The organism is Zobellia nedashkovskayae, assembly GCF_015330125.1.
GTDB lineage: Bacteria > Bacteroidota > Bacteroidia > Flavobacteriales > Flavobacteriaceae > Zobellia > Zobellia nedashkovskayae.
Map to the genome: position 1 here is coordinate 3,588,115 of NZ_JADDXR010000002.1, position 18,218 is coordinate 3,606,332.

The following is an 18,218-nucleotide window of genomic DNA, read 5'->3' on the forward strand; positions in this document are numbered from 1 at the left end:
GGCCCCGCTGTTTTTTTGCGTTTAACCACAGTTTACTAGAATTTCACACCCATTTTAACTTAGTTTTTGTTTTTGGAGCATCGATAATTGGTATGAAAATGCCGTTATAATGCAATGGAACAGGGGCTTTGACTGCATTTTAACGAAAATGGTCGATCTTACAGTTAACGCTTTGGAATTAATGCTTAAGTTTACTTAGAATCAAACCAAAGTAATTTATTTATTAATCCCCAAATCGCACAAACCATGCACCATTACCTACAACATTACCACAAGAAAAGCACACTTGATCACTTCAACAAAGTGCAACATCTCTGCGTCTGATAGAGATAAAATTTCAAAGAATTTATTTTAGGTTTTAGAGCTTTACCTACAGCAATAAAACATAAAGATTCACCCAGCGTATAGCGCATATATCTGTTTTAGTTTATAACTAAGGCCCGGCAGAATACTGTCATAACCATAGGTTTTATTTCTAAACACAAAAAACGGATAACAAAATCTCTTGATTTTTAAATCATTGAGAAAGAGCCTTCTTACGCCAAAAATTGAATAAAAAGTCGCTTTACCGAGCGATATCTATTACTAGTAAACCCCAAATTTAACCAGGTATTCTACTGTTTGCCAGTAGGCTACCAAAAATCCCACTACCATGGAATTAAACATTTTAAAAATTATCGTAATCGATAATGACTTAACCTCGCATGAATCTTATGAAACGTATTTTGACTCTTATCCAGAGTATTCCCTAAAAGGAATTTACGCTTCGGTGAAAGATGCTTTGGCCAATTATGATGATGTTGCGCCAGATATTATTTTTTCAGAAGTGTCTTTGCCAGAAATTAATGGTATAGAAGGCATTCGTCTTTTTAGAAAGAAAGACCCGAATGTAAAAATCATCATGCTCAGCGCCCAGAACAATTTTGACTTGGTCAAAAAAGCGTTCAAAAATACCGCGAATGGCTACCTATCCAAACCGGTGACTGAACGCGCCCTTTACAATGCCCTTGATTCAATCAAGTCAGAAGGCGCAACGATGAGTAATGATATTATAAGTCAGATTATTTCAAAGTTTCAGCGAAAATCGAATGAGTTTTTCTCGGAAAGAGAGAATCAGGTAATAGATTATTTGAGCCAAGGTGCTACATATAAGACCATTGCCGAAAAATTATTTGTGACTGCAAGTGCAATCAACTTTCATGTGCAGAATATCTATTTAAAACTAGATGTCAATTCCAAATCGGAAGCGCTGAGAAAGTTGCAAGAATTAGAGTATTCTAATGCACTCGTTTAAATTGGAAATTAGTTGCTTTTCCCCGGAGGTTCAATAGGAGGACCTCCAACCTTTCAAGAAAAAAGCTTTACGTTATGTAAAGCTTTTTTTTGTTTTATATATTTTATTTGTGAGGGTAAAAGTGTTTGTAAAGTCTGGCTATTGATTTTTAACAAGTTTTCTTATCACTGCCCATTCTTTTAGCATAGCTCTAGCATCTTGGGCAGGGTAACCAAGAACCGTTTTTCCTGCTTCTACGTCATTCATTACACCTGATCCAGCTGCAACGGTAGCACCGGAATGTATAGTGGTATGGTCTTTAATTGAGGCGCTTCCGCCAATCATTACACCATCTCCTAAAGTAACCGAACCCGCAAGACCACTATGTCCGGCCATGATACAGGAACGCCCCATAACACTATTATGGGCTACTTGTACTAGGTTGTCAATTTTGCAGCCATCACCAATAATTGTGGAGCTGAATTTTGCTCTATCAACACATGAATTGGCGCCAATTTCAACATGATTACCAATAATTACATTACCTATTTGAGGTATTTTCACCAAGCCTCTGCCATCATCACTAGGTCTATATCCAAACCCGTCTGCTCCAATACTTACATTTATATGAAAAATACAATGACTACCAATAACACAACGTTCGCGTATAACCGTACCAGACCACACAACAGTTCCTTCGCCAATTATAGTTTCATCAAATACACAAACGTTCGGGTATAAAACAACGTCTTTTCCTAATTCAACATCTTTGCCCACATAGCAATTTGGGCCAATTTTACAGCCTTTACCAATGGTTGCTGATTCATGTATTACTGCTGTAGGGTGAATATCTGTATCAAAAACCGGTGTAGAGGGTTTAAAGAGAGATAAAATTTCGGCCATGGCCAAATCCACATTTTTTACCCTAATAAAAGCGCGATTATCGCCAGGTTCAATAATAGATTTAGGACACACAAGTGCGGCGCAGGCTTTTGAATCTGACCAAACTTTTGAATATTTTGGGCTCCCAATAAAGCTTATTTGATTATTATTTGCCTTTTTTAATTCCTCAGCCCCTTCAATTATTTGATTGGTGTTACCAATTAATTCGCCTTTAAGAATGTTGTTAATTTCACTTACAGAGAAAGATATCATTAATTTAGTTTTACTTAGTTGTTAATTAAACAGAAAAGTGAAATCAATATTGTTTTTAAGTCAAGTATGTTTAATAGTCTCTTGTTTATTCATTATTAGAGACTTATAATTTTGTTACGTATTTGGTTCTGAAAATATATAGGTTATATACAGATGTCAGGGGTGTGAGAGAATTTCTCTAGGTACGGAAAGCATGGTCATGTCCAGTGTGCGCATTTCCGGTTAATATAGTAAAAATCTTGATAGCTTTTTAAGCTAAACAGATAATGCAAGTGGTGGAACCTCTAGAAAGCAGTAAAAGCCCTGAAAAAAAAAGATGTTCATAAACGTATTTACCTCTACCATCTAGTTTCAACCCATTCTATTTGTTCTTCTTTTGAGAAAAAAGACCAAGCTACAATACGGCTAGATTTGTTGCTTGTGCCCATAGGTATGGTTTTGATTTGAGTGGCCTCTACTTTTTCCAACAATTTATAAATCCTTTTAAGATTGGATTCTTTTGAAACTAAAGTTGAAAAGATATAACAGTTCTTACCAAACTTTCTACTCTCCCAAATCATATTTTCAATAAACTTAGATTCTCCTCCATTGTAAATAAGCTCATTGGTTATTCCTGAAAAATTCAGTTCAGGTGTTTTTACTTTTTTACCGGATAGATTCTTTATTTTTCTTCGGGTTCCTTTCTGTGCTTCTTCAATGGAAGAATGAAAAGGAGGATTGCTAATCACAATATCAATCTTCTGTTCGGGAGATAATACACCTCTAAAAATATCTCTTGAACTTTTTTGTAATCTACATTCAACTTTACCTTTAAGCAATGGATTAGAGTTGACAATCTGCTGTGCAGATTCAATTGATTGTGGGTCAATATCAGAACCGAAAAATTGCCAGCCGTATTCCGTAACACCAATTATGGGATAAATACAACTAGCACCTATACCAACATCAAAACAGGACACTTTATCACCTGTAGGTATGTTGCCAGAATTAGTACTACCTAACAAATCGGCTATATGATGAATGTAATCTGCTCGTCCCGGTATGGGCGGGCATAGGTTTTCTTCTGGAAAATCCCAGTTCTTTATGTGGTAATAATGATTTAACAATGCTTTATTTAAAAGCCTAACCGCTTTAGGATTAGAGAAATCAATAGATTCTGCTCCAAATTTGTTAGGTTTTATAAACTCTTTCAATTCAGGATTGGAAGTCTTTAGGGCCTCTAAATCATATCTCTCCCGGTTTTTGTTTCGGGAATGAAGTCTTGCTTTTTCTGAGGGTTGTTTTTCTGAAGACATGATTTACTTTATTATTATGTAGATTTTAAAAATGTAATATCTTATTTGCAAATAACGGGTTTATTAATAACACACCTATCTTATAACCAATATAGAACGCTAGTCGGGCCTGATTTTTTATACATACATTCTCATTTTAAGTAAAAAGTAACTGGTGTTCTACCTTTGGCTAGAGAAACATCAAGCCCTATAAAGGCGAAATTACCACCAGTAATACCGCCAGTTCCAATGAAAATGGCATGTTTAAAATCTATTTTTTTTGTATGTATTTGCTTTTTTTCAAATTGTAGTTTCCCATTGTTAGCCTTACTATTGCTAAAGGTTCTACAATACCTTTTTTCTGCAACCTTTATTGAAATAGGTGTTGTAAGGTCTTTTTTTAATAGAACCTTTTTTATGAGTTTAGTTTTTTTTCCTAAAGAGCCTATTTTAATTCAAAAGCTTTTATAGCTTCGGAAAAATGTGAGGTTAGAAAATTGCAGCGCTAAAAGAAGATATTTATAAAAATGAAAAAAGTTCTAAAATTTTTACAGAAAACATATCGCGAGGTGTTGCGCAGTATTGCATTTTATCCTGTACTGATTTCCATACTATGCATCGTTCTGGCTATAGTTACTTTGTCCTTGGAAAATACAGAAATTGTAAGGTCTATAAAAGAAAAAATTCCATATCTGTTTATTCAGGATTATGATACAGCCCGTTCTATCCTTTCGGTTTTTATAGGAGGAATCATTTCGCTTACCGTATTTAGTTTCTCTATGGTTATGGTGGTGCTGAGCCAAGCTTCTTCTAATTTTTCACCAAGGCTTCTCCCCGGACTGGTTTCAAATAGTAAACACCAGATTATATTAGGTATCTATGTAGGCACGTTGCTGTACTGTATTATCATTTTAACTTCACTTGGCGCACGTGGTATAGAAGCAGATACCATGGGATTATCCAACATGTTTGCCGCAATACTTTGTGTTGTCTGTATAGGACTGTTTGTATACTTTATCCATACCATCTCAGGGTCCATTCAGATACAGAATATTATAGATAGAATATTTGATAAGTGCAATGGGTATGCAGAAAAGGAATTGACACGTTCTGATGATTCCATAATAGCTTTAAAATATATAGATACCGCAGGCTGGATTGTTTTAAACAGTAATAAAACCGGATACTTTAGGGGCTTTGATAAAAGATTGCTGAGTACATCTATTGAAGAACAAGAGAATCAGATAGAGGTTATTCCGTATTTAAACAAGCATTTGTGGGAAGGGATGCCAATCCTTAGAATTAGAGAGGCAATGTCTGATGAAGACTTAAAAAAACTATTGTTCTGTATTGATATTTCATCTGATAGGCATGAGGACGATAAAGGGGTTGGTGGTATGATAAAGTTGATGGAAATAGCAGTTAAAGCTATGTCTCCAGGAATTAATGACCCTGGCACTGCAATTGATGCCATTGCTAAATTGGGACGTTTGTTGCGCAAGTTCCTTCAATTTCCGGCTATTACCTCTCAGCCGCTGGTAAATAATAAATGTATTCTAATTAAGAATAACATTCCCGGAAGCGAGCTAATGCGCATCATAGTGCAACCCATTAGATTATATGCCAAACAGGACAGCTCTGTAATGCACGAGTTAATAGGTGCATTACAGTTTATATCAAACGGCCCTAATATTTCAGATGAAAATAGAACTCTCGTATTAGAGGAATTAGAAAACGTAAGAGAAGACATCAAAAAGCATATAGGCAATGAGGTAGACAAAAAACATCTTTTAGAAGCCTTTAAAAAGGGTATAGAAGAGGTTTAGAGAGGTTTTAGTAAAAACATTTTGAACGTTACTTTGTGAAGATTTCTAATGATTTCTAAAGCAATCTAGTCATGTAAATAATGGTCTTCATAAGAGCTCTTCTCAAAATTAAGCAGTCAGAAAATTTTCTAAAACTTCAAGGATATAGAATCATATTCAAGTTAAGCAAACTAGGTTTTATAATTATCCTATTTTTGCACTAGGTTAACCAACAATTTAGAATGGTAAACTTGAATGGAAATCAGAACGGAGTGATTGCTCTTTCTAATTTTGATTTCCAAAAAAATAGCTAATCATCATTTTTCACTGAGGTGGGAACATAAATAAAGTGAGTTTGGATTCTATTAAAAATTTGGAATGGCGTTATGCCGTAAAGAAGTTCAATTCGGAAAAAATACTTCCGGAAGATAAGATTGACTGTCTAAAACAAGCTTTCAACCTTACCGCAACTTCTTATGGTTTGCAACCTATTACCATGGCCGTAATTCACAACAAAGAATTACAGAACAAATTGGTGGAACATTCTTATGGTCAACAGCAAGTAGCACAGGCTTCGCATGTGTTGGTCATTTGTATTCAAAATGACATTAATGAAGAGTATATCAACCGTTATTTTGAACAAATTAAAAAAGTAAGAGGTACGAGTCAAGATATTTTGGACCCGTTTAAAAATGCTTTACTGGCCGATTTTTCTAAAAAAGAGATTCATGAAATTGAGCAGTGGTCTAAAAATCAAGCGTATTTGGCGCTTGGAAATTTGTTGACTGTCTGTGCGCTTGAAAAAATCGATTCTTGCCCGATGGAAGGTTTTGTTCCTTCGGCCTATGACGATATACTAAATTTAAAGAAACGGGGATTAACCTCCGTCTTGGTACTTCCGGTAGGTTACCGAGCGGATGACGATATGTTCTCGGAATTTAAAAAAGTGCGAAAAAATATTGAGGAAAGTATTATTGAAATTAATTAATGACTTCCATTTAACACCAAACGACTTAAAAAGATATGCCAGGATTTGAATTATTCGGAGACAAGGAACGCCAACAAGTTAACGAGGTACTGGATACAGGAGTATTGATGCGCTACGGTTTTGACGGGATGCGTAAAGGACAGTGGAAGGCTCTTGAATTAGAAAAAATACTTGCAGAGAAGATGCAAGTGAAACATACCCAACTGGTAAGCAGCGGTACAGCTGCTTTAACCGTAGCTCTCGCAAGTGCTGGTATTGGTGCCGGCGATGAAGTTATTATGCCCACATTTACCTTTGTGGCTAGTTTTGAATCCATACTTGCAATAGGTGCTGTTCCTATTTTGGTTGATGTTGATGATACCTTGGCATTGAGTCCAAAAGCTGTTGAGAATGCAATAACAGAACGAACAAAAGTAGTGATGCCAGTGCATATGTGCGGCTCAATGGCAGATTTAAAAGCCTTGAAAGCCATCTGTGATAAACATGATTTATTGTTGTTGGAAGATGCATGTCAATCCATAGGAGGAACTTTTGAAAACAAACCATTAGGAAGTTATGGAGACTTGGGCTGTTTCTCTTTTGATTATGTAAAAACCATTACCTGTGGAGAAGGTGGAGCTATTATTACTAATAATGATACCTATAAAGCCAATGCCGATCATTATTCTGATCATGGTCATGATCATGTTGGTAAGGATAGGGGAGCTGAGACACATCCGTTTTTAGGATATAACTTTAGAATTTCTGAGTTGCATGCCGCTGTAGGTTTAGCTCAAGTTGAAAGACTGGATGAGTTTTTAGCAATTCAGAAAAAAAACTACACCGTTTTAAGGGAAGCGCTCAAAGACTTGCCTAACGTAGAATTTAGACGAGTGCCAGAAGGAGGCGAAGAGAGCTATGCCTTTTTAACTTTCTTTCTACCAAATGCAGAGATAGCTAAAAAAGCACATAGTGAATTGGGCAAAGCGGGTGTTGATGCCTGTTTTTATTGGTATGATAACAATTGGCATTATTACCGGGAATGGCAACACCTAATTGAAAAACAATCTTTAGGGAAGTTGTCAAAAGAAATTCATGAGCAATTACCTGATTATTCAAAATCTGATTTCTCAGCATCGGATCAATGGATAGGTCGTACAGTATCTTGCCTTATTAAGTTGGGATGGTCGGAAAATGAAGTAAAGGAGCGTGCACAGAAAATGGCGGGTGTAATTTCTAAACTATAGCTCTTTTTATTGGGAATATCTTAGCATTTTTTTTCCTTGGATAAAATCCATTTTAAGAAGTTATGGCTATATTTAGTTCCTATTAAATTTATACCGAACCAAAATAAAATGTCATCATCATTATGAACTCAAAAAATTATTTTTTCTTCTTGGCCGCAGCAGTATTCTCATTGCAAATAACGGCTCAAAAACACTCTAGTACACCTCCAGAAGTATCACCAATGCCAATGGAACCGCAGATGACAGAAATCTGGGAACCAGAAGTTACCGTTGTAACTCCGGCAAAGACTTTGGGAGATGCACCTTCTGATGCTATTATTTTATTTGATGGAAGTAGCCTTGAGCAATGGAGCAGTCAAAAAGACAATACAAAACCTGCGCCATGGAAAATTGTAGATAATGATCATTTTGAAGTAGTACCTGGTTCAGGTGGTATAAGTACTAAAATGAAATTTGGTGATTGCCAGTTACACATTGAATTTAGCGCACCGGATAAAGTAGAAGGAGAGAGCCAAGGACGTGGGAACAGTGGTTTGTTTTTACAAAACAGATACGAGTTACAAATTTTAGATTCGTATAATAATAGAACTTACCGTAATGGACAAGCGGGTAGCATCTATAAAGACCATGCACCTTTGGTTAATGCTATGCGAGGCCCGTTGGAGTGGAATACCTATGATGTAATCTACAGAGCACCAAGGTTTAAAAAAGATGGTAGTCTAGATGCTAAGGCAGAAATTACAGTACTTCACAACGGTGTTTTGGTACAGAACCATACGGTAATAAATGGTAATACTTATTATATAGGTTTACATAACTACCCATCTGCCCATGGCGATGACGTTATTTCATTACAAGATCACGGTAACAAAACTCAGTTTAGAAATATCTGGTTAAGAAAATTGTAGAAAGTAGATTTATAAGGGTTGCTTGATTAATGATTCAGCAGTACTTTTAACGCTATTTTAAACAGTAAAAACCTCTAAGATTCATATGAATCTTAGAGGTTTTTTTTATTGCCTTATTTATTTTCTATTAGTGAAGATAATGGTTGAGTTATCATAATCGTCAAATTTTGAAAAATAGATATTGGTAGTTTTTGGTCTATAAAAAATCATTAAAATCAATTTTAAAGCTTGATTATTATCATATCCAAAATTTATTAATACAATTTAACATACTCGGCAACCCCTTAAAAATAGGGTATTGTAGAATTCATCCATGTTTTTGAAGAATATGTCCATAACTTCAGGAAGGAAGATCCTTAGGTTTGGTCTAATGTTCAACTAACTTAATAAAAATGAAAAAACTCAAACTTTTAATGGCATTCCTCCTTTTAGGGGTGACGACAGTTTCGTGGGCGCAAACGCAGATTTCAGGTGTTGTGGTCGATGAAGCAAATATACCTTTGCCAGGTGCCAGTGTTTTAGTAAAGGGCACGAACAACGGTGTCGTATCAGATTTTGATGGGAATTTCACCATTTCGATTGCTGATAGCGATAAACTTTTGGTGGTTTCCTATATAGGATATGAAACAAAAGAAATTCCGTTAGGGAGTTCTTCGGATTATACCATTCAACTTATTGAGTCCTCAACTGGCTTAGATGAAGTTGTTGTAATTGGGTATGGTTCTGTAAAGAAAAGTGATTTAACAGGAGCTGTTGCATCATTAAACACAGAGACATTAACAGAACAAAAGAAAACAGATATTGGCCAAGCTATTCAAGGTAGGGTTGCCGGTGTTGATGTTCGTACGCTAAGTTCTAAGCCGGGAGCACCGCTTTCTATAAAAATTAGAGGTAACACGGTAGTTACTAACAATAATGCTGGTCGTGATGGTGTAAGTGATGATCTTGCTGATGACCTTTCTAAACCTTTATATGTGGTAGATGGTATTTTCTTTGAAGATATTAATGTTTTGAATCCTGCCGATATAGAACAGATGGATATTTTGAAGGATGCCTCTGCAACCGCAATATATGGATCGCGTGGAGCTAATGGTGTTGTAATTATTACAACAAAAAATGGTATTGAAGGAAAGACTGTTTTTACCTACGATTCATCATTCGGTTTACGTACTGCTACCAACGTGCCAGATTTATTTGATGGTCCTGAATATGTACAATTTGTAGATGACGTACTAAGAGCTAGGGCATGGGGAGGTACCGGTTCCGCAGCAGATTATAATAATGTTGCTATAGACCGCTCAACAGAGTTTCAAAGTTCAAACGAAGAAGCAAGCAATGTTGCCAATGGGAGGTATACGGATTGGATGGGTCTTTATCAAAAAGCAGGCATTCAAACCAGTCATACTTTGGGTATGTCCGGTGGTACAAACGGCTTAGTATATAACGCATCATTAGGGTATTTGAATGATGAAGGTGTAATGGGAATAGAAGGTTATGAGAGGTATAACATAAGTGCTTCTGTTTCTAAGAAAGTTTCAGATCAGGTAACGGTAGGAGTTAAAGCTTATTTAGCACTATCTGAACGTGAGGAGGGAAGTAGGGAGTTGTTTAGAAGTACGCTCCGTTTAGCACCAACGGTAAACCCGTTTGATGCAGAGGGAGAACCAATCCTGTTTCCGGATGATCAAGACCTTCGTTTTGTCCATCCTATTTATGATGCTCAAGGTGCTTGGCAATTAAATACTAAGTCGTTAAATGTAATTGCGAATGTATTTTTAAATTATAAACCTACAAAATGGTTGAATTTCAAAACACAATTCGCTCCTAACATAACTACACAACGTTTTGGGGAATACCGTGGTCTTTTGACTAAATCATCACGTAACGACCCTAGTAGAATACAATCGCATTATCAATCAGATTTTAATACTGCGTATACGTGGGATAACATTTTGGATTTTGATTTTGATATTGCTCCGGATCATAATTTAAAAACAACCATAATTTCTTCTATATATTATAATAATAAAGAAGGTAGTAATATACAGGTTAGAGATTTTGATACGGATGCTTACCTTTTCTATAACACTGAGGGAGGTAATGACATTAGAGATTTTGATAGTTTTTACCAAAAGGAAACTTTGGCTTCTTTTGCAGGTCGTTTAAACTATTCTATTAAAGATAGATACCTATTTACATTCACAGGAAGGTATGATGGTTCGTCAAAATTATCTGCTGGAAACAAATGGAACTTCTTTCCTTCTGCAGCATTTGCATGGAGAGCAAGTCAGGAATCATTTCTTCAAAATGCAGATTGGTTGAATAACTTAAAATTCCGTGTTAGTTATGGTGAAGCAGGTAATGATAGTACGGTTGGAGCTTATAGCTCATTAGCTTTCTTGTCACCATCAAACTACCTTTTTGGTGAGAATCCTGGCGTTGGTAAAACAATTGCTGGCTTACCCAATGAGGATTTAACTTGGGAAGTCTCAAAAGAATATAACTTAGGAATGGATCTTTCCATACTAAACAATAGAGTTGGTCTTAGCTTTGAATATTATAATAAAAAGACAGAAGGAAGTATTCTTGCTAGAACCTTATCTAATGTAACAGGTTATGAAGATGCCCTTGGTAATTTTGGTTCTGTACGAAATAGTGGTATAGAAGTAACTTTAAATACGGTTAACGTTAAAACTGATAATTTTTCTTGGAGAACTAATTTTAACTACACCAAAAACACGAATGAAATAGAAGAGATTGATGGTGATTTGGATGAAATTCCTTTTGGGAATCATGGAGTCTTAAAAATTGGAGCCCCAGTTGATGCTATCTGGAATACAGCAGTTGCTGGTATTTGGCAAATAGATGAAGCCGCAGAAGCAGCTACTTATGGTGACTTGCCTGGGCAGTATAAATTTGTAGATCAGAATAATGATGGTACAATTGATCAAGACGATAAAGTACTGTTGGGTCAAAATTCTCCTGATTGGATAGGAGGTATGACTAATACCTTCAACTATAAGAATTTAGAGTTGAATGTTCAGGTATATACGAGACAAGGGTCTTACGGACATTCTGAGTTTTTTCAAAATTTCTCTACATCTGGAGATGGGGCTGTATTTAATAGTTTAGATCTAGACTATTGGACACCTAATAATCCTAATGGTGCTTACCCTATTCCAGACTACGGTGGTACAGGTTGGACCTATGAAGACCTGTCATTCGTAAGAGTTGGTAATATAGGTTTGGGGTATCAATTTCCGCAAGAGCTGGCAGATAAGTTAAAAATGTCAAGACTAAAAATGTCATTGGATATTCAGAATCCATTCACTTTTACAGATTACAAGGGGCCTGACCCAGAAACAGCACTTCAGAACTCTTACAATATGACCTACGCGGTAAAAACAGTTTTATTGGGTCTGAAATTAGCCTTTTAACTTTATAAAAAATCAAGATGAAACTAGATATAAAAATTAAGCATATAGGCGTCGTACTACTCGGTATGATTACTTTAAGTGCATGCGACAGTTATATTGAAGAAGATATTTTTTCAGACATAACAAGTGAGAATTTCATTGAGGAAGGTACAGCAGATCAGTTGGTTGTAGGTATATATTCTTCTTTAAGAGAGGTGTATAAAGATTACAATTTAAAGTTTTTAGGCACCGATTTGTTTACCGTTAAAGCTGAATTGAATTCAGTTTCTGCGGTTAATGATTATTTTGGTTTTGACTCAGGTGTTGGCGGATCATTATGGACAAAAAATTATGATGTTGTTGCAAAAGCTAATACGGCAATTAATAGATATGAAACTGTAATTACTTGGTCAGATAACAATCTGGGTGATAAAGCATATGGTATAGCTCAAGCAAAAGCGTTACGTGGTTTAGCCTTTTTTAATATGGTACAGCAGTATGGGGGATTGGTTCTAGATTTAGAAGAACCTACTACTATTCGTTCAGATTACGCGAGAAGTACGGAAGAAGAAACCTATGCACAAATCATTAGTGATTTGGAAGATGCCATACCAACTTTGCTTGATGAGCCAGAAACTGGTCGGTTCTCAAAAAGAGCAGCACAACACGTATTGTCAGAAGTTTATTTGACTAGAGGTTATACTTCGTTTGGTAGTACAGATGACTTTAATACTGCGGCGGCACTTGCAGAAGATGCAATTGGTTCGTATGATATTAGAAGTCAATCTTATGCCGAAGTTTTTGCATATGACAATCAAGTAAATGACGAGATTTTATTTGCCATACAATGGGGTACTAATGGGCTTGCTACCGATCAAGAGAATACAAAGCATTCTCTTTTTATGAATCAAGTATCAAATTATCCAGGAGTAAATAGAACGACTACTCCATATGGTTTTAGTGATTTTAATGCTATGCCTACGCCATTTTTCTATTCTTTATTAGCAGATAATGATAGTAGAGATGATGCCACGATACATAGGGCAATTCTTGCAGACGGTGATGAAGATGAAGGACCAGACGCAATTGTAGCTGGTGACACCATTGTATATTACCCAAAAGTAGCTATAGATCCTATTGAATTAGCGGAACGTTTGGACAGATACTGGGTGTACCAGCCGGACCAGTATTTATTTGGACAGCCAGATAACGTACCTGGAGTCAACTATTTATATTCTCTAAATCCAGAGCGAACCAATTTTCCTATTTTCAAGAAGTTTGACGATGAGATATTTAGTGAAGCTACAGATGGTGCTCGTGATACATTTGTATTCAGAATAGCAGAAACACATTTACTAGCTGCTGAAGCATATTTAGCTGCTGGAAATTCAGCAGCTGCGTTAATCCATATCAACATTGTTAGAGAGCGTGCTACTGGTGTTGCTAACGAATATACTTCTGTAACAATAGATGATATTCTAAATGAGAGAGCTTTGGAATTAGCTGGTGAAGCAAATAGATGGGCCGTATTAAAACGAACAGGGAAATTAGAGGAGCGTATTTTAGCTCATAACCCGCACGTTCAAGACCACGGTGCTTTTGATGCAAGTATTCACTTGTTGAGACCTATTCCTTCTAGTGAATTAGAACTTTCAGATGGTTCATTGACGCAGAACCCAGGATACTAAAAAAATTGAGTTTAGTTAAATTGAGTTAGTTGAATATGGGCGGGAGTGGTATTCCTGCCCATATTTTTTAAACTCCCTCTTAATTACAGATACGTATATCAGATTATTATGACGTCTAAAACACTACGGTTTAGCCGAGTTCTTCTATTGCTTCCCATTATAGGGCTATTTCTATTATATGCTTTTTCCAAAGAACCAACATCTTCTATTTATTTAGTGGTCGGGAAACAAGCGAACGAAACGGAGTTGAATGCCGTTGAAGATTTACAAAATGATTTAAAAAAGGCTTTATCCGCAAAGGTGGAAGTGGTTGCCAATATTAATGATGTTCCTAAAAAAGGAACGATTATTCTATTGGGAACACCGCAATCCAACGCTTTGATAGCCTCTTTAAATACATCTAAAAAAATACAGATTACTTCAGTAAATCCAGGTCCGCGTGGTGGTATTTGGGCAAAGACTGATCTAAAGAATAAAAAGGAAATAATTGTAATAGCTGGCTCTGATGTACAAGGTCTTCAGTATGCCATTTATGATTATTCAAATGAAATATTGGGTGTTGATCCTGTTCAATATTGGACAGGAAAGGAAGTAGTAAAGAAAGAACTTAAAAACCTCTTCGCTTTTGAGAATAGGCATATTGCTCCGCCAAAAGTACCATTGCTGTGTTACTTTGAGAACGATGTTGATGAATTGGCAAACTACAGAGGAGATCTACTAGAATACGATTGGGAGAGTTATACGGAGTTAATTAACTCGTTGGTGCGACTACGATACAATGCAATTCAAATTTTTGATATGCTTGGACGGCCTGAATTTTTCATCCGTCCGGAATATAAGGAATTAACGGATTACCAAGTGGATGTGGCCTATGTTGAAAAGATGATAGACTACGCGCAGAAAAAAGGAATGAAGGTGGCTATAGACTTTGCACTTGGCTATCAGATACACCCAATGTCTGCAGATAAAGCTACCTGTTGGAAAGATTATAAAGAAGATTGGATAACGGCATGGCGTTATTATCTAGAGAAAACACCGCTACGTAAAACTGATATTTTCATATTACGACCACGCCATCAAGTATGGGACTGGGAGTATAAAAGTAGTTGTGGAGAAGAGAAAATAGCCGTCTTTAATGAGGTGTACAAATCTTTTGGGGATTTAGTAGATGAATACAAACCGGAGGCGGACAAGGTTTTGGTTTGCTATTCCGATGGAATGGAAATGTGGAACGATGGTTTCAGGCCACCAAAAGATTGGATAGTTGCATGGTCTGATCATGGTTTTGGAGATTTTGAACATTTGCCTAATACTACAGATGGTTACAACTTTGGGACCTATATGCATGCTGGGTACTGGTTAAACCATACGGTTCACAACCCATATCCAGAAAAAGTGGAATCGGTAATGAAGGACATGTTCAGTACATATAGTGCCGATAAGTTTTGCTTGGTAAACGGACAAAATTTTAGACCTTTTTTACTAAACATTGAGGCATATTCGGAAGTATGTAATGACCCTGAAAGTTTTGATGCGCATTCTTTCTATAAGAATTGGACGGAGCGCTATTTTAATGAGGTAAGTGCCAAACATGCAATAACGTCAATGAAATCTTTGCATGAAGCCCAAAAGAACAGAATTGGTTACGTTCAGCACCTTTGGGAGATTAGGGAAGCTATTTCCTATTTATCTGATAGTCCAATACAGAGGCCGGGAAAATCACCTGTAGCTCATGATTACAAAAGGGTAGCGAATGATTTAGAACATGTAAAAGTTACGGAAGAATTCATAGACCTTTCGGTTCAAGAAGCAGACAAAGGGCTCAAGGAGATTACGGAGAATGAGACTTTCTTCCATGATTATGTTTATTTGCCAGTTGTGCTATATCAAGACTTGATTGGTTTTGAGCGTACGTTACACGAGATGGCGGTATTGAAAAAGGAGTTTGAAGAGACATCTAATGATATCCTTCTAGACGATATAAAAGCTTTATTTCCAGAGGCCAAAACACAATTAGACAAAATATATCAAAATCGAAAAAGCGGTGATAAATCACCAAAATGGGACAATTGGTACAATCCAAAAATAAGAAGGCCAAACAACGGATTTCCAACTTTTGAAATGCTAGACCAAATTGAATCAAACTTAAATGCAAAAAGCTAAAGAAATATATAGTATGAATTTATTTTTAAAAGTTCCTTCCTACGGGATTTACATCATATTAGCCATTATATTCTCTTCTTGTGAGACAAAGGTAGAGCCAATAGCAACGGTTAAAAGCATAGATCCAGTAGACTTGGTTTACCCTCAACTAGATACAGAAAACTCTAGATGGTTTTTCTTTTCATCTGCCAGCAGGCCTTTTGGCATGGTAAATCTTAGTCCAGATACTGAAGTAAACGGAGCATGGGGCAGTGGTTATAGGCATAAAGTAGATACGGTTCAGGGATTTAGTCATATTCATGCATGGCAATTATCAGGTTTGTCAGTTATGCCGGTTACTGTAAATGAGTTGAATGCAAAATCGGTTTTTACAGATTTTAAATCAAAATTCAGTCATGACAAGGAAAAAGTATCACCAGGACATCATTCTCTAAATCTTGAAAGGTATGATATAGATGTGGAGCTTACGAGCACTACGCGGGTGGGATTACATAAATATTCCTATCCTAAAAATGAAAAAAAGGCAGCAATACTTTTCAATCTAAATGGAATGTTGGGACCTAACGAAAATACAGACGGATTACTTGAGCAGATAAATGCGAACTCTTTAAAAGGGGAGTTAGTCATCAAAGAAACAAGTAGAAGGCCAAAACCTGTAAAATTGTTTTTCACTATTGATTTAAATGCAGAAATAGCATCTATTGAACATGATGATAAAACCGGAAACTATATAGTGTTCTTAGAAGATGGAGCTGATGAAGTATTAATGAAAGCCGGAATTTCATACACCTCTGTTGAAAATGCAAAAGGTAATATAGATAGCGAATTGGCAGAATGGGATTTTGAACAGACGGTTGAAGATTCTAAGAAGGAGTGGAACGGATTATTGGAGAGAATAAAAGTAGAAGGCAATACGGAAATAGCACAAAAGAGATTCTACACAGATTTATGGCATAGTTTACAAGGACGAAGAATTATTAGCGATGCTAACGGAGCCTATCCTGATAATACAGGTGAGGCTTTCAAAGTAGGGCAATTGCCGCTTGATGATAGTGGGAAACCAAAATTCAATCATTATAATTCAGATTCTTTTTGGGGAGCACAATGGACACTCAATACGCTATGGGGTTTAGTCTATCCAGATATTATGGAAGAATTTGTAAACTCTCTGATGCAATATTATGAAGATGGTGGAATGGTTCCGAGGGGGCCTTCTGGGGGAAATTACACTTATGTTATGACTGGAGCTTCATCTACACCATTTATAGTAAGCGCAATTCAAAAAGGACTGATAACAGAAGATTTAGAAGAAATTTACCAAGCTTTAAAGAAAAACCATATGCCAGGAGGTATTATGGGCAAGGCAGGGTATGAGCACAATACAACAATAGGTGGCGGACTCAAGTATTATATAGAGAACGGATATGTACCTCACCCCATACCTGAAGGCAAATTTGGAGGACATCAAGATGGGGCAAGTATGACCATGGAGTATGCTTACCAAGATTGGACACTTGCTCAATTGGCAAAAAAGCTAGGAAAGACAGTAGACTATGATTATTTTCTAAAACGTTCAGAAAATTATAAAAATGCTTTTGATATTTCCATCGGTTGGATGCGACCGAAAGATATATCGGGTAAATGGGGTGAAAATTATAGCCCTTACGAACATGAAAATGGTTTTATAGAGTCTAATGGAGCACAATCTACTTGGTTTGTACCTCATGACGAAGAAGGCCTTGCCAGATTAATGGGAGGGAAGTCTGCGGCTGTAGAAAAATTAAATGAGCAGTTCAAAACCGCTGAAAAGCTAGGTTTTACGGCTGGTAATTCGCATTCGCAAGAATTGCATCCTGAGTACAGGAATATTCCCATTAATTACGGAAATCAGCCATCTATACAAACCGCTTTTATTTTTAATAAATTAGATAGGCCAGATCTTACACAGTATTGGTCTAGAAGAGTCGCGAATACTGTTTTTGGTGGTCTTTCACCTGCTACAGGATATAATGGAGATGAAGACCAAGGTTTAATGGGTAGCTTGGCAGTATTAATGAAGATAGGTCTTTTTCAAATGAATGGAGGGACTGAGGAGAATCCAAAATATGAATTTGGAAGTCCAAGTTTTGACAAAGTTAGTATCAGTCTTCAGAACGGAAAAAGTTTAATTATTAATTCACCCGGAGCAAGCAGTGGTAATGTTTTTGTTAAAAGTATTGAATTGAACGAGTCACCATATAAAAAATATCATATTACACATGATTTAATTACTAGTGGAGTTACCTTAGATTTTGAAATGTCTGCAGAGTAGCCTCCAATAGA

At 36.4% G+C, this 18,218-nt stretch carries 11 protein-coding genes; 9 read left to right on the top strand and 2 right to left on the bottom strand.

Going from position 1 to position 18,218, the window contains the following annotated elements; all coding sequences use genetic code 11:
• Positions 1–652: 652 nt before the first annotated feature.
• A complete protein-coding gene (locus IWB64_RS14625) occupies positions 653–1,294 on the top strand; it encodes a response regulator transcription factor (protein ID WP_194534703.1) in 642 nt (213 codons plus the stop codon).
• Between the two features lie 138 nt (positions 1,295–1,432).
• On the opposite strand, the gene lpxD is transcribed toward IWB64_RS14625, so the two are convergent.
• Both lpxD and rlmF read right to left on the bottom strand, forming a co-directional pair.
• Entirely contained in the window at positions 1,433–2,428 is a 996-nt protein-coding gene (gene lpxD / locus IWB64_RS14630; RefSeq protein ID WP_194534704.1) for a UDP-3-O-(3-hydroxymyristoyl)glucosamine N-acyltransferase, read from the bottom strand.
• 338 nt (positions 2,429–2,766) lie between these two features.
• Positions 2,767–3,723 carry a 23S rRNA (adenine(1618)-N(6))-methyltransferase RlmF gene (rlmF, locus tag IWB64_RS14635; protein ID WP_194534705.1) on the bottom strand — a complete coding sequence of 319 codons (957 nt, stop codon included), beginning with the start codon at positions 3,721–3,723 and terminating at the stop codon, positions 2,767–2,769.
• A 506-nt stretch (positions 3,724–4,229) separates the two neighbouring features.
• On the opposite strand from rlmF, the gene IWB64_RS14640 reads away from it, so the two are divergent.
• The 8 genes from IWB64_RS14640 to IWB64_RS14675 all read left to right on the top strand — a co-directional run bounded on the left by IWB64_RS14640 (position 4,230) and on the right by IWB64_RS14675 (position 18,207).
• A complete protein-coding gene (locus IWB64_RS14640) occupies positions 4,230–5,528 on the top strand; it encodes a DUF2254 domain-containing protein (RefSeq protein ID WP_194534706.1) in 1,299 nt (432 codons plus the stop codon).
• Between the two features lie 334 nt (positions 5,529–5,862).
• Entirely contained in the window at positions 5,863–6,495 is a 633-nt protein-coding gene (locus tag IWB64_RS14645; protein WP_194534707.1) for a nitroreductase family protein, read from the top strand.
• A gap of 35 nt (positions 6,496–6,530) precedes the next feature.
• Positions 6,531–7,721 (top strand): DegT/DnrJ/EryC1/StrS family aminotransferase, encoded by a 1,191-nt coding sequence (locus IWB64_RS14650; RefSeq protein ID WP_194534708.1) that lies wholly within the window; start codon positions 6,531–6,533, stop codon positions 7,719–7,721.
• A 122-nt stretch (positions 7,722–7,843) separates the two neighbouring features.
• A complete protein-coding gene (locus IWB64_RS14655) occupies positions 7,844–8,629 on the top strand; it encodes a 3-keto-disaccharide hydrolase (protein ID WP_194534709.1) in 786 nt (261 codons plus the stop codon).
• 392 nt (positions 8,630–9,021) lie between these two features.
• Complete coding sequence (locus tag IWB64_RS14660) at positions 9,022–12,066, top strand: SusC/RagA family TonB-linked outer membrane protein (protein ID WP_194534710.1); 3,045 nt, start codon at positions 9,022–9,024, stop codon at positions 12,064–12,066.
• A gap of 17 nt (positions 12,067–12,083) precedes the next feature.
• Positions 12,084–13,733 (top strand): RagB/SusD family nutrient uptake outer membrane protein, encoded by a 1,650-nt coding sequence (locus IWB64_RS14665; protein ID WP_194534711.1) that lies wholly within the window; start codon positions 12,084–12,086, stop codon positions 13,731–13,733.
• A 108-nt stretch (positions 13,734–13,841) separates the two neighbouring features.
• Entirely contained in the window at positions 13,842–15,896 is a 2,055-nt protein-coding gene (locus IWB64_RS14670) for a glycosyl hydrolase 115 family protein (protein WP_194534712.1), read from the top strand.
• A gap of 13 nt (positions 15,897–15,909) precedes the next feature.
• Positions 15,910–18,207 (top strand): GH92 family glycosyl hydrolase, encoded by a 2,298-nt coding sequence (locus IWB64_RS14675; protein ID WP_194534713.1) that lies wholly within the window; start codon positions 15,910–15,912, stop codon positions 18,205–18,207.
• The last annotated feature ends 11 nt before the right edge of the window (positions 18,208–18,218 follow it).